At 67.0% G+C, this 13,684-nt stretch carries 14 protein-coding genes; 4 read left to right on the top strand and 10 right to left on the bottom strand.

What is annotated here, in order from left to right:
* Positions 1-25: 25 nt before the first annotated feature.
* On the bottom strand, positions 26-1,810 hold the full coding sequence (gene lepA / locus YM304_RS10535) for a translation elongation factor 4 (protein WP_015441667.1): 1,785 nt from the start codon (positions 1,808-1,810) through the stop codon (positions 26-28).
* 322 nt (positions 1,811-2,132) lie between these two features.
* On the opposite strand from lepA, the gene rpsT reads away from it, so the two are divergent.
* Positions 2,133-2,378 carry a 30S ribosomal protein S20 gene (gene rpsT, locus YM304_RS10530; protein WP_015441665.1) on the top strand — a complete coding sequence of 82 codons (246 nt, stop codon included), beginning with the start codon at positions 2,133-2,135 and terminating at the stop codon, positions 2,376-2,378.
* 102 nt (positions 2,379-2,480) lie between these two features.
* Here the strand turns inward: rpsT and holA are convergent, their stop codons facing one another.
* Positions 2,481-3,440 carry a DNA polymerase III subunit delta gene (gene holA / locus YM304_RS10525; RefSeq protein WP_015441664.1) on the bottom strand — a complete coding sequence of 320 codons (960 nt, stop codon included), beginning with the start codon at positions 3,438-3,440 and terminating at the stop codon, positions 2,481-2,483.
* A 4-nt stretch (positions 3,441-3,444) separates the two neighbouring features.
* A complete protein-coding gene (locus YM304_RS10520; protein ID WP_162142057.1) occupies positions 3,445-4,959 on the bottom strand; it encodes a ComEC/Rec2 family competence protein in 1,515 nt (504 codons plus the stop codon).
* Between the two features lie 55 nt (positions 4,960-5,014).
* On the opposite strand from YM304_RS10520, the gene YM304_RS10515 reads away from it, so the two are divergent.
* Positions 5,015-5,368 (top strand): hypothetical protein, encoded by a 354-nt coding sequence (locus YM304_RS10515; RefSeq protein ID WP_154723403.1) that lies wholly within the window; start codon positions 5,015-5,017, stop codon positions 5,366-5,368.
* Between the two features lie 48 nt (positions 5,369-5,416).
* On the opposite strand, the gene YM304_RS22395 is transcribed toward YM304_RS10515, so the two are convergent.
* Together YM304_RS22395 and YM304_RS10505 are read right to left on the bottom strand one after the other, a co-directional pair.
* Positions 5,417-6,115, bottom strand: coding sequence for a helix-hairpin-helix domain-containing protein (locus YM304_RS22395; RefSeq protein ID WP_015441661.1), 699 nt, complete (start codon positions 6,113-6,115; stop codon positions 5,417-5,419).
* Between the two features lie 139 nt (positions 6,116-6,254).
* Entirely contained in the window at positions 6,255-6,962 is a 708-nt protein-coding gene (locus YM304_RS10505) for a tetratricopeptide repeat protein (protein ID WP_015441660.1), read from the bottom strand.
* A gap of 43 nt (positions 6,963-7,005) precedes the next feature.
* Between YM304_RS10505 and YM304_RS10500 the strand changes: the two genes are divergently transcribed.
* Complete coding sequence (locus YM304_RS10500) at positions 7,006-7,974, top strand: proteasome assembly chaperone family protein (protein WP_015441659.1); 969 nt, start codon at positions 7,006-7,008, stop codon at positions 7,972-7,974.
* A gap of 111 nt (positions 7,975-8,085) precedes the next feature.
* Positions 8,086-9,105: an LLM class F420-dependent oxidoreductase gene (locus YM304_RS10495; protein ID WP_015441658.1), complete on the top strand. Its 1,020-nt coding sequence runs from the start codon at positions 8,086-8,088 to the stop codon at positions 9,103-9,105.
* A gap of 464 nt (positions 9,106-9,569) precedes the next feature.
* Here YM304_RS10495 and YM304_RS10490 read toward each other — a convergent pair whose 3' ends face one another.
* The 5 genes from YM304_RS10490 to YM304_RS10470 form a co-directional block, all read right to left on the bottom strand.
* Positions 9,570-10,406 carry a PhzF family phenazine biosynthesis protein gene (locus YM304_RS10490; RefSeq protein WP_015441657.1) on the bottom strand — a complete coding sequence of 279 codons (837 nt, stop codon included), beginning with the start codon at positions 10,404-10,406 and terminating at the stop codon, positions 9,570-9,572.
* Between the two features lie 68 nt (positions 10,407-10,474).
* Complete coding sequence (locus YM304_RS10485; protein WP_015441656.1) at positions 10,475-10,930, bottom strand: Fur family transcriptional regulator; 456 nt, start codon at positions 10,928-10,930, stop codon at positions 10,475-10,477.
* A gap of 21 nt (positions 10,931-10,951) precedes the next feature.
* Positions 10,952-11,800: a metal ABC transporter permease gene (locus YM304_RS10480; RefSeq protein ID WP_015441655.1), complete on the bottom strand. Its 849-nt coding sequence runs from the start codon at positions 11,798-11,800 to the stop codon at positions 10,952-10,954.
* Positions 11,797-12,582: a metal ABC transporter ATP-binding protein gene (locus YM304_RS10475; protein WP_015441654.1), complete on the bottom strand. Its 786-nt coding sequence runs from the start codon at positions 12,580-12,582 to the stop codon at positions 11,797-11,799. The genes YM304_RS10480 and YM304_RS10475 overlap by 4 nt, the downstream gene beginning before the upstream one ends.
* On the bottom strand, positions 12,579-13,601 hold the full coding sequence (locus YM304_RS10470; protein WP_015441653.1) for a metal ABC transporter substrate-binding protein: 1,023 nt from the start codon (positions 13,599-13,601) through the stop codon (positions 12,579-12,581). The genes YM304_RS10475 and YM304_RS10470 overlap by 4 nt, the downstream gene beginning before the upstream one ends.
* Between the last annotated feature and the right edge of the window lie 83 nt (positions 13,602-13,684).

Genomic DNA, 13,684 nt, shown 5'->3' with positions numbered 1-13,684 from the left:
GGACCGGGCCCGACGACTCCGTGAATCAGTCGTCGAGTTTGAGGGCGCTGATGAAGACGTCGCCGGGCACTTCGACCCGACCGATCGACTTCATCTTCTTCTTGCCCTCTTTCTGCTTCTCGAGCAGCTTGCGCTTACGCGTGATGTCGCCGCCGTAGCACTTGGCCGTGACGTCCTTGCGCTTCGCCTTGACCGTTTCACGGGCGATGATCTTGCCGCCGATGGCCGCCTGGATCGGCACGTCGAACATCTGACGCGGGATGAGCTCCTTGAGCTTCTCGCACATGCGGTTGCCGTAGGCGTACGCCTTGTCCTTGTGGACGATCGTCGAGAACGCGTCGGCCGGAATCGCGTTGAGCAGCAGGTCGACCTTGACCAGGTTGGATCGGCGATAACCGGCGAGCTCGTAGTCGAGGCTCGCGTAGCCCTTCGTGCGCGACTTCATCTGGTCGAAGAAGTCGACCACCACCTCGGCGAGCGGCACCTCGTAGACCAACTCCACACGCTCGGGCGAGAGGTAGTCCATCTTCTTCATCTCGCCACGACGTGTCTGGCACAGGTCCATCAGCGGCCCGGTGTAATCGGTCGGCGTGATGATCGACAGCTTGAAGTACGGCTCCTCGACGTGGTCGATCTTCTGCGCCTCGGGCAGATCGGCCGGGTTGTCGACCTTGATCGTCTCGCCCGCGGTCGTGGTGACGAGGTACTCGACGCTCGGCGCAGTGGCGATCAGCGCCAGACCGAACTCGCGCTCGAGACGCTCCTTCACGATCTCCATGTGCAGCAACCCGAGGAAACCACAGCGGAACCCGAAGCCCAGCGCGCCTGACGACTCGGGCGTGTAGGTGATGGAGGCGTCGTTGAGCTTGAGTTTGCCGAGCGCATCACGCAGGTTCTCGAAGTCGTCGCCGTCGATCGGGAACAACCCCGAGAACACCATCGGCAACGGCTCGCGATAGCCGGGCAGCGGCTCGGTCGACCCGTGCTGCGCGGTGGTGACGGTTTCGCCCGACTTGGCGTCACCGACGTCTTTGATGCCCGCGATGAGGTAGCCGACCTCGCCCGGCCCCATCTCGGCGAGCGGCGTCATCACCGGCTGGCGAGCGCCGATCTCGAGCGCTTCGTGCTGAGCCGCAGCGTTGATGAACTCGAGCTTCTCGTTGGCACGGAGCTTGCCGTTCATGATGCGGATGCTCGACACCACACCGCGATACTGGTCGAACTGCGAGTCGAAGATCAGCCCTTGCAGCGGCGCGTCGGCGTCGCCGGTCGGTGCGGGGATGCGTTCGATGATCGCATCGAGCAGCTCGGGCACGCCCAGGCCGGTCTTGGCCGACATCGGCAGGATCTCCTCACGCGGAATGCCGAGGACCTGCTCGATCTCTCCGGCGTATCGATCGACGTCGGCCGCCGGCAGGTCGATCTTGTTGAGCACCGCCACGATCTCGAGATCGTTCTCGAGCGCCAGGTAGCAGTTGGCGAGCGTCTGGGCTTCGATGCCTTGCGCAGCATCGACGACGAGCACGACGCCCTCGCACGCGGCGAGCGAGCGGCTCACCTCGTAGCCGAAGTCGACGTGACCCGGCGTGTCGATGAGGTGGAAGGTGTGATCTTTCCACGGCACGCGCACGTTCTGCGCCTTGATGGTGATGCCGCGCTCGCGCTCGAGGTCCATCGAGTCGAGGTACTGCGCCTTCATGTCACGGGTCTGGACGGCGCCGGTGATCTCGAGAATGCGATCGGACAGCGTCGACTTCCCGTGATCGATGTGCGCAATGATCGAGAAGTTGCGGATCCGGTCGAGCTGCATAGGCGGTGTCAGTATGCCGTGATGTCGACCGTTGGCATGCACCACACCGGCGACACCACCCGTGATGTCGGCCGTTGGCATGCACCACACCCCCGACACCACACATCACCGGCACGTCGACCGTTGGCATGCACCACACCCCCGACACCACACATCACCGGCACGTCGACCGTTGGCACGCACCACACCCCCGACACCACACTTCACCTCGTAGTTGTGGGCCGACGTGGTGGTTGGACGCTTTGCACCCGTCCGGTAGAGTTTCACGGCTGTTCGAGCCATCTGCTCGCAACGATTCGACGAAAGAGCTTGTAGAAGAACCATGGCAAACATCAAGAGCCAGAAAAAGCGCATCCGCACCAACGCCAAGTCGCAGGAGCGCAACAAGATGGTGCGCGCCGAGATGCGTACCCGCGTCAAGGCTGCGCTGGCCGACGGCGACGCAACGGGCGAGGCCGCTCGTGCCGCCATCAAGCGCATCGACTCGGCTGCCGCCAAGGGCGTCATCCACAAGAACACGGCCGCTCGCAAGAAGAGCCGCCTGATGAAGCAGCTTCACGCCAGCTGAGCCTGCCGAATCCCGACTCGAGCGCCGCATTCGTGCGGCGCTTTTGTCGTTTTCAGACGCCGCTGCCGATCGGACCGGTCGACTCGACGGGCCGGCGGCCGGTCAGCGAAGTTTGCTGAGGCGGGCGACCAGGACTTCCATCACCAGTTCCGCGTCGAGGTCTTTGGCGCCGCGCAGGTCGAGGTCGGCCTGCGCGAGCAACTCGATGGCTCGCTTGGTGCTGGCACCGCCGAGCTTGCGGTAGTTCTGCATCGCCTTCTTGGCCGGGAACGGCGACTTGATGCCCGTTGCCGCCATCGCATCCTGCTCGGTCCGAGCGTTGGCACCGTCGAGCTTCGCGATGGAGCTGTAGTGGCTGTGCAGCGTCGACATGATCTGCAGCGGGTGGCGCTTGCCCCCGTGGATCATCCGACCGAGCAGCAACAGCGCCTTGGCCGTCTGCCCGCTGCTGATCGCATCGGTGAAGTCCCAGGGTGGCACGCCACCGGCCTCGCCGAGGAACGGTTCGATGTCGTCGAGCGACAGCTTCCCGCCGTCGCCGAAGGCACCCCGGAGCGTCCCGAGCACACCGTCGAGCCGCGCCGGTTCTTCCCCGAGCCAGTCGACGAGACGAGCCACCGCCTGCGGTTCGATCTGCAGACCGGCGTCGCTGATCTGCTCACGGATCCAGGTCTGCCGGTCGCCCGCCTTCTTCGGCGGCGCCGTGGCGATGATGGTTCCGGATGCCTTGACCGCATCGGTGATCTTCTTCGACATGCGGCCGTCGCCGCCTTCGGCGAGGATGAGGTCGGACGTGTCGAGCGGGTTCGCGAGGTAGGCGAGGAGCGCGGGCAGGTCGTCGGCGTTGAAGCGACTGACGCTGCGGCCCACCACGACGCGCTTGTCGGTCAGGAACGGCGGGGTCTGCGCCGAGTCGACCACCACACGGAGTTCGTAGTCGTCGCCGTCGAACTCGTCGACCATCATCGACCGATCGCCGTCTCCGACCAGCTCGTTGACCAGGTTGGCCACTGCGGTCCGGACGAGCGATTCGTCGTCTCCGGTCACGAGGTAGTTCGCCATGCGCTCAAGAGTCTGCCGCGGAATCGGCGCATCGGCCCAACGCGTCTCGCCGCGAGGCGACGTACAGCAACACGCCGACCGCCACGGCCACGAGTATCCAACCCACGATCTGCCCGCTGGGACCCGGTTCGATGCGCGCTCCGACGGAGGCGACGGTGTCGACCCAGCGAGTGCCGAGCCGCGCCGGGAACATCAGCACCGGCGCGAGCGGCGGACACCAGCCCGCGATCAACCCGGCCGGCATGCCGTAGAGCATCACCGCGCCCGCCACCGGCACGGCGAGCAGATTGGCCGGGATGCTCACGAGCGGCAGACGGCCGAACACCAGCACGCTCGGAACGACCACCCCCAACTGCGCGCCGAGGGTGACCCCGATCGGGAGCGCGAACAGCCTGGTCGGGTCGAGCGACTCGATGCGTCGGGCGATCCACGGGCCGGCGCTGCTCACCCCGAGCGTGGCGCCCACCGACAACCAGAATCCGATCGACCACACCAGCAGCGGATCGATCAGCACCAGGCCGATCACGGCGACCGCGAGGATGCGGACCGGGGCGCGCTCGCGCCCGAGCACGAACGCCGTCGCCGACAGACCAGCCATCACGCCGGCACGAACGATCGATGGTTCGAAACGCGTGAGCGCGACGAACCACGCGATCAACCCCACCGTCGCCGCCCATCGTGCCCACGGTCGGAGGCGGCGCAGCAACGGCCCGCTCGCCGCGAGAACGAACGACACGTTCTGCCCCGACACGGCCGTGAGATGCGAGAGGCCACTCGCCCGGAACCGTTCGATCATCGCTCGCGGTTGCTCTCGATCGTCGCCGACGACCAGACCGCGGAACAGCGGACCATCGGCACCCGGGAGCGCATCACCCGCGCGTTCGATCGCCTCGCGGACGCGGTTGGAGGCCCGGGCCACCGCTCCCCCGGCCCAGACGTCGCTCGCCCAGTCGAGTCGGAGCTCACCGACGACGTGTTGCCATGCGACCCGACCGCTGCGTTCGGCATCGAGCGCCACGCGGCGTCCCGAGACACGAACCCACTCTCCGCCCCGCCACTCCCCGATCCGCAGTTGCTGCGCCCGGCCGCGAGACCACAGCTCGAAACGTTCGCCGTCGACCTCGACGATCACCCGAGTGCTCGACGGATACGGCTGCGGGTCGTCGACGAGACGTACCCAGCCCTCGAACGGCCCGAGCCGATCTGGTGCGAGCCCGAGCCACGACCGTTCGCTCCGCAGCGCACCGAACACCGCGAGCACGACCGCCAGCGCGATCAACGCTCGACGTCGACACAGCACCCCCACCACCAGCCCGACGGCGGCCGCGACCACGACGTCTCGAGTCCAGACCCCGACCACCGTCGACGACGCGATGACCACCATGTGGCGCGTGGCGACGTGGAGGTGCCCACGTTCGGCAGCGTCGATCGCGTAGCGTGTGCCACGCGTGTCGATGCCTGCCCCCACCTCCGAACGTGTGTCGCCGTCGAGCGCGACCAATGCCGAATACAGGCTCATCGACGGACCCAGGTGGTACCGCTCGCGGATCCGCATGTGGGGTCCGTGGCTGGGCGTGGTGATTCCTGGAGTGGTGGGTGCGATCGGTTACTTCGCCCTGCAACTCTCGGATGCATCGTGGAGCGGACCGGTCGGCCTGATCGGCGGCTACTTCGGGGCCCCCACGCTGCTCGCCGTCGGTGCGCCGTTCGGTGACCGGAGCATCTATCCCCTCGCCATCGCCGCAGCCGGCGTGATGTGGCTGCTGATCGGTGTGCTGGCGTCACGACGGGCCACCCGCAATCCGGTGGCGACGTGGGCCGACTACTGGCGGCACTACTTCTGGATGCTCGGCGGCATCTGGCTCGGGGTCGCCGTCGGCCTCGTCGTGGCCACCGTGAAGATCGGCAGCGGCATCGTCGACTGGTGACCCGGCCGACGCCGTCGTGACCGATCTCGCGGCCACCGCCATGACCGGTCACGTCACCACCTGATCGGCGAACCCGGCGAGCTTGGCCGGCCCGATCCCCGGTACCCGTTCGAGGTCGTCGACCGACACGAACGGTCCGTTGCGCTCGCGTTCGGTGATGATCGCCGCCGCCGTCGCCGGACCGACCCCGGGCAGCGTCTCGAGTTGCGCTGCCGTGGCTCGGTTGACATCGATCGGGCCCACCGCCGCCTCCTCACCCGAGAGCGCCTCGGCGCCCACCGATACCGCGACCGGTGGCACCTCGCCAGGCTCGGGCACGTAGATCTGCGTCCCGTCGATCACCACAGCAGCGAGGTTGAGCGCGCCGAGATCGGCCTCGGGCGACGCGCCGCCCGCTGCCGCGATCGCCGCCTCGACTCGACTCCCGGCGTCGAGTTCGTAGACACCCGGACGTTCGACCGCTCCTGCGACGTGGACGACCACCGCCACCGGGGACGTCGACTCGGCCACTGCTACCTCGGCGGTCGGCGGCGGAAGGGTGTCGGCCACCGAACGGGCACTGGTGGCCGCGGGAAGCGAGGATTCGGTCGGCGGCGTGGGCGTTCGTACCAGCCACCAGCCGCCCGCGCACACGATCAGCGTGGCGATCGCCGACGTGACCAGCCGGGCCACGCCGAACCAGTTCAGCCAATCACGGGCTCGCTCGACGAGCGACGGCGCCGCAATCGGTCGTGGAACATCCTCCACGTGAGTTCTCCATCACACGAGCGGGCAGTCGCCCACGCCAGGTCAGGAGGGAGTCGGTGGCGACAACGTACCCAGAATCAGCCGCACGACAACTCGCTCGCGCACGCGCCGCCGAGCCGGCCGACCGATCAGCGACCGATCAGTAGAGACGGAGTGTGAGCTGGCGGCGGTAATCGGCAGTGCGCGGGTCCTCGGGACCCATCAGCTCGAGGATGTCGACGAACTTCTGGCGAGCCTCGTCGTCGGTCTTCACCGAGTCGAGCAGCGCCGTCAGCGTTGCATCGTGGTCGTCGTCGGGCACCTCGCCGATACGAGCCGACGCTGCCACGTGGCGCGTCCGTTCCGACTCGGGGATACGGCTCAGCAGTTCGAGTGCCTCGTCGTTCTGGCCGTTGGCCACGAGCAGTTCGCCGAGGGCCACGATCACGTCTTCGTTCGCAGGCTCCATCGACAATGCCAGACGCAGGCTGCCCTCGTCGCCGGCGGCCAGCAGCTCACTCACGGCGACCTCCTCCTGCGACGGCAGCAGCTTGTCGACGAACTCCTGCACGGCACTCTCGGGGTAGGCGCCCATGAACCCGTCGACCACGGCGCCGTTCTTCATCGCGTACACGGCGGGGATCGACTGCACCTTGAACGCCTGGTTGAGCGCCGGGTTGGCGTCGACGTCGATCTTGGCGAGCACGACCTTGCCGTCGGTGGCGTCGATCACCTTCTCGAGGATCGGACCGAGCGTCTTGCACGGCCCACACCACTCAGCCCAGAGGTCGACCACGACGGGCACCTCGTTCGACTTCTCGAGCACATCGGTTTCGAAGGTTGCGTCGGTCACGTCGATTGCGGTCATGGAATCAACGCTACCTCCGCCTCATCGGTACCCTCAGAACCTGATGACTGGTTCTGACGACGCGAATCACAGCGACGAGCCGACCTTCGACGGCGGCTCCCCCCAGCGCGGCGACGAGACCGACCGCGACCTCGGCATCGAACGCCTCGTGTCCGAACCCATGCTCCACGAACCGGTGCTCGTCGTCATGTTGCAAGGCTGGATCGACGCCGCCGGATCCGCCGCCGTCGCTGCCGACGCGCTCGGCACCGCCTGCGACGTGTCGCCGATCATCCGCTTCGACGACGACATGTACGTCGACTTCCGCGCCCGCCGCCCCATCATGGAACTGCGCGACGGCATCAACACCGACCTCACCTGGTCGTCGATCGAACTCCGGGCCGGTCGCTCCGAGAGCGGCCGCGACGTCCTCCTCCTCACCGGCCCCGAACCCGACATGGCCTGGCGGCGGTTCAGTCGCGCGATGTCGGCGCTCGCCACCGAGTTCGGCGTCACCCAGATGGTCTCCTTCGGGTCGTATCCCTTCGCCGCACCGCACACCCGCAGCCCGCGGCTCTCCGTGTCGTCACCGTCGACCGAGGTGCTCGCCAAGGTCAGCTTCGCCCGCAGCTCCGTCGACGTGCCCGCCGGGATGGCAGCCATGCTCGAACATGCCATGCATGCCGAGAAGATCCCGGCGCTCGGCATCTGGGTCCAGGTCCCGCACTACATCTCGGCGATGGAGTACCCCGCCGCGTCGGTCGCGCTGCTCGAGGGATTCGCCGAGGTCACGGGCATCGAGATCGACGACACCGATCTCCGCAACGATGTCGCTGACCAGCGCAAACGTCTCGATCGAATGGTCGGTGACAACCCCGAACACGAGAGCATGCTCACTCAACTCGAGCAGATCTTCGACACCGCCGTCGAACAGGAACGCGAGGCGGCAGCCAACGGCGACACCGATCTCGAACCGGTGTCGGGCGACGAACTCGCCGCCGAGATCCAAGCCTTCCTCCGCGACCAGAAGTAGCTCCACCCAACCCGAGTCATCCGGTGTCAGACACCATTTGACGCAGACGATTCGGTGCGGCGGTGGCGTCGGAGTGGGAGCTGCTTGCAGTCACCAACTATCGTTCCGGCGATGAAGGTTGACGGCAACATCGGTCTGGATCTCAACAAGGTGGCGGAGTCCGCACAGGAGGTCGAAGCCGCCGGCTACACCGGCGCCTGGACCGCCGAGACGGCGCACGACCCGTTCCTCCCACTCCTGCTCGCCGCCGAGCACACCACCACGCTCGAACTCGGCACGTCGATCGCCGTGGCCTTCGCCCGCTCGCCGATGACGCTCGCCAACACCGCCTGGGACCTGCAGGCCTACTCCAAGGGTCGCTTCAACCTCGGGCTCGGCAGCCAGATCAAGCCGCACATCGAGAAGCGCTTCTCGATGGAATGGTCGAAGCCCGCTGCTCGCATGCGCGAGTTCGTCCTCGCCATGCGCGCCATCTGGAACACCTGGGAGACCGGCGAGAAGCTCGACTTCCGCGGCGAGTTCTACAAGCACACGCTGATGACCCCGTTCTTCACGCCCGACAAGAACGAACTCGAAGGCTTCGGCCCGCCCAAGGTGTTCCTGGCCGGCGTCGGCCCCCTGATGACCGAAGTCGCCGGCGAAGTCTGCGACGGCTTTCTCTGCCACGGCTTCACCACCGAGAAGTTCCTGCGCGAAGTCACCATCCCCGCCCTCGCTCGCGGCCGCGAGAAGGCCGGCAAGACCATGGAGGGCTTCGAGATCATGGGCCCGTCATTCGTCGTCACCGGCACCACCGACGAAGAGATGGAGAAGGCGGCCGCCGGCACTCGCCAGCAGATCGCGTTCTACGGCTCGACGCCCGCCTACAAGGGCGTGCTCGAACTCCACGGCTGGGGCGGCCTGCAGGAAGAACTCAACGCCCTGTCCAAGCAAGGCGAATGGGTCAAGATGGGCACGCTCATCGACGACGAGATCCTCAACACGTTCGCCGTGGTCGGCGAACCCGAGCAGATCGCACCCGAACTGTCGCGACGCTACGGCGACGTCATCCAGCGGATCAGCTTCTACGCCCCCTACGCCAGCGATCCCGAGCGCTGGGGTGCGGTCATGTCCGCCCTCCAATCCGCCTGAGGCTGGCCGGATCGCCCGATACCTGCGTTCCGCAGGCTCCTCATTGCCCAGGGGCAATCACGTCGCTGCGCGCCTTGGTCTCGAACGATCCGCCTGCGCCTCAGCAAGCTGACTCCGGAATCACTGACCGCAGACCCTCGCGACGGATCCACGTCGCTGCGCGCCTTGCCGACGACGAACCATGATCCCGTGTCAGCAAGCTGACTACCGGAATCACTGACCGCCAAGCTCTCGCGGCGGATCCACGTCGCTGCGCGCCTTGGTCTCGAACGATCCGCCTTCGCCTCAGCAAGCTGACTCCGGAATCACTGACCGCAGACCCTCGCGGCGGATCCACGTTGCTGCGCGCCTTGGATCCGCCGGCGCCTCGGCAAGCTGACTCCGGAATCACTGACCGCAAGCACCCGCGGCGGGCCCACGTCGCTGCGCGCCGCGAGCGGTGTTTCCCTCGGGCCCGGCACGAGTCAGATGGTGATGGTGCCTTGGATCTTGATTATGGACTGGCCGCCGATCCAGATGTCGCCGTCGTGTTCGACATGGATGCGGCCGCGGCGACCGATGGCCGTGCCTTGTGCAGCAACGTACGGCGCCTCGATGCGGCCCGACCCGATCAGCCACTGTGCGGCCGACGCATTGAGGCTGCCGGTGACCGGGTCTTCGCGAACGCTGCCCGACGCGTCGGCGAACAGGCCTCGAACCTCCAGGGCACATTCGGCGCCCGCCGGGTGCGGGCCGATCAGCCCCACGTCGAATCCGGGGACCGTCGTCGCCGGAAGCTGCACGGCGAGCACGTCAACGGCTGAACCGAGCAAGATGCCCATCCAGCCGGGGCCGTTGTCGATCCATGCGGCATCGACGACGTCAGCTTCGGTGAGACCGAGTTGGTCGAGACGCTCGGCGAGCAGATCGGCATCGATCGGACCGGTTCGGGTCATCGGCGGCGCGGCGAATGCGAGCGAGCCGTCGTCGGTGCGGATCGGCACCAGCCCGGCGCCGCACTCCTGCACGATTCGGCCCGACCTCTTCGGGACGCCACCGGCGGCGAGCCAGGCAGCGCACGTACCGAGCGTCGGGTGCCCGGCGAACGGCAACTCCCGGCCCGGGCAGAAGATCCGAACTCGGTAGTCGGCCTCGTCGTGTTCGGGAGGAAGCAGGAACGTCGCCTCCGACAGATTCGTCCACGCCGTGATGCGCAGCATCTCGTCGGTCGTGATGCCGTCAGCGTCGTGGATCACCGCCAACGGGTTGCCCGAGAACCCGTCGGACGCGAAGACATCCACCTGGCTGAAGCCGTGCTGCATCCGATCGTTCTACACCACCGAACTCGCCGCGAACTGAGCGGTTTCTCCGCTCCCCGTTGGTTCCGCGGTCACGCGGCGCATGCCGCGCAGACCCCCTCCAGCGCGAAGTGCCCCGGCTCGAGCACGAACCCGTTGGCCTTCGCCGTCGACGCGATGAGCGTGTCGACCGCTTCGGGCGGCACCGGTTCGATCGCACCGCAGTCACGACACACCGCAACCACCCCGTCATCACCGGCGAGCCGGAACAGCGCAGGGCCGTGTCCGGCGTGAACGTGCGTGGCGATGCCGACTTCGGTCAGCACGTTCACGGTGCGGTAGACGGTGGCTTCGTGGATTCCGGGTTGATGCGCTTGGGCTCGCTCGGCGAGCATCGGAGCGTCGACCGTGCCTCCTGATTCGAGCAGCGCTCGCAGCACGGCCACGCGTGGTTGGGTCACCCGGCAGCCATGTGCTCGCAGGGCGTCCTCGGCCTGCTCGGGTGTCCACGCAGTTGCATCGAACCCCTTCGGTTCCTCCGGCTTCATACTTCGAAACTAGTTGGGACCTCAGTGAACGTGGGCGACGGACCCGGCCCGAGCGCGGAACCGGCCGCCGCCCACGAAGGCCAGCAGGAAGAACGCGGTCCCGACGAGCACGATCGTCGAGCCCGACGGCAGATCGTGGTGATAGCTCAAGTTCATGCCGGCGAAGCCGCTGAATGCGCCGATCGCCGTGGCGAGAGCAAGCATCCTCGGAAAGCTGTCGGTGAGCATCCGAGCCACCACCGCCGGCACCACGAGCGTTGCCGCGATGAGCGTCACGCCCATCACCGCCATGGTGGCCAGCACCGTGGCGGCGAGCACCACCATCAACAACACGTCGATCAGCGTCGTGTTGACCCCGGTCGCCTTCGCCACCTCCTCGTCGAAGGTCGTGAACAGCAGCGGCCGGTAAGCGAATCCTACGAAGGCGAGGGTGACGAGACAGACGGCGGCGACCAGCCAGACGTCGCTCGACTCGACGCCGAGGATGTTGCCGAACAGCAGCGCGTCGGCATTGCGCCCAGGCGAGCCGTACCGCTCGACGAGCGCGATCCCGAGCGCGAACGATGCGGTGGTGACCACGCCGATCGCCGCGTCGGACCCGATCGGGCGGCGCCGAACGATGCCACCGATGGCGAGCGCTGTCACCACGCCCCACACACCTGCGCCGAGGAAGAGGTTCACCCCGATCAGTCCGGCGACGGCGTACCCGCCGAAGATGGCGTGCGACAGGCCGTGGCCGATGTAGCTCATGTTGCGGAGCACGACGTAACACCCGACGAGCCCGCACAGCGCCCCGGCGAGCGTTGCGACGTACACGCCGTTGCGGAAGAACTCGTACCCGTACGGCGCGGTGAGGTCGGTCCAGTTCATCGGCCGGCGGCGGATCGGAACGGAAGCACACTCGCCTCGGGGCCGGTCTCGACCACCACCCGCATGCCTCCGTGCTCGAGCACCTGCATCGGCGACCCGTAGGTGCGTTCGAGCACGTCGGGCGTCAGCACCGAGTCGGGGTCACCGGCGCCGATGACCGACTTGTTCAGGCACACGATGATCGGCAGGTGCGTCGCTATGCCATTGAGGTCGTGGGTGGACAGCACGATCGTGAAGCCGTCGGCGTTGAGGTCACGAAGCAGGTGGAGCACCTCGTGGCGCGTCGTCACGTCGAGACCTGACGTGGGCTCGTCGAGGAACAGCACCTTCGCCCCGGAGAAGACGGCCCGGGCGATGAACACGCGCTGCTGTTGCCCACCCGACAGGTCGCGTATGTGGCGATCGCCGAGACCGTGCAGACCCAGTCGGTCGAGCACGGCGGCGATCTCTCCCCGCTCGGCCTTCGTGATCCACGGTGTACGCAGGCCGCGAGCGCGGGCCATGCCGATGCACTCCGACACGGTCACCGGGAAGTTCCAGTCGATCCGCTCGACCTGGGGAACGAGCCCGACGTGCACGTCGGGTCGACGGGTCACGGTGCCGCTGGTCGGCTCCAGATCACCAAGCAACGCCTTGAGCAGCGTCGACTTCCCCGATCCCGACGGGCCGACGATGCCGATCAGGTCGCCCGGCGCGATCGTGACGCTCACGTCGTCGAGCACGACGCCGGCGCCATACGAGACGGTCAGTCCGTCGGCGGTGATCAGGGGCGTGTCGGTCACTGGGGATAGGTCGCTTCGTCGGGTGCGACATCACGCACCTCGAAGGTGGCGAGGTCGGTGGCGTCGCCGCCCAGCGCTTCAGTCATGGTGACGAAGTTGAACTTCATCAGGCCGAGCCACGAGTGGTCGACCTCGCCAGGGGCGCCCGGCAGGTCGTCGTCACGCAGGTCGTCGATGTAGCTGGCACCCGTCTCGTTGGCGACCTGCTCGAGCACGGCCGACGGGAACACCTCGGATCCGAAGATGGCGGGCACCGACTCCGCTTCGATCTGCTCGATCAACGCAACGACTTCCGACGGGGTGGGCTCGCCGAAGTCGGAGGGCTGAATCGCTCCGACGACCGTCCAGCCGTAGGTGTCGGCGAAGTAGGCGTAGGCGTCGTGATACGTGACGAGCTTGCGATTGCCGACCGGGACGGTGTCGAGCGCTGCCGTCACCGCCTCGTCGAACTCGTCGACGAGTGCGGCGAACGCCTCGTAGTTCTCGTCGTAGTGGTCGGATCCCGACGGGTCGACGTCGGTCATCGTGTCTCGGATGATGTCCGCGTAGACCTTGACGAGCGTCGGGTCGGTCCAGAGGTGCGGGTTGGGCTTTCCTTCGCTCTCGGGAAAGGAGAAGTCGTAGCGGTACTCGTCCGGCTCGATGGTGAGATCGCCCAACTCGACGAGAGGGACGTCGTCGCCCCGTGCCGCGAGTGCCAGACGCTTCGTCGGCTCCTCGAGTTGCAGGCCGTTGATGAAGATGGCGTCGCCCTCGCTCAGCACCTCGGCGGCCGATGGCGATGGTTCGAAGGTGTGGGAGTTCGTCCCCTCGGGCACGAGCCCCACGATGTCGGCGCGGTCGCCGATGATGTTCGCAGCGATCGACGTGATCGGGGCGACGGTGGTGACCACCGTGAGCCGGTCCGATTCGTCGGCGTCGCTCGCCGATTCCGACGAGCCACATGCCGCCATCAACAGCGTCACGCTCGACAAGATCGCAACGATTCGGACACGGGACGTGAGGTTGCTCGCGAACACGCCACGACTCTATCTGCGAATAACTCGCAAGTAGTTGGCGCGCAGCACGCTGCACCAGCCACGACGGTCCACTACTGTCCTCG

Origin of the sequence: Ilumatobacter coccineus YM16-304, from assembly GCF_000348785.1 — a bacterium.
Taxonomy (GTDB): domain Bacteria; phylum Actinomycetota; class Acidimicrobiia; order Acidimicrobiales; family Ilumatobacteraceae; genus Ilumatobacter_A; species Ilumatobacter_A coccineus.
Note: the sequence above shows the minus strand (reverse complement) of the source record. Positions and strands in the feature narration are given on the sequence as shown.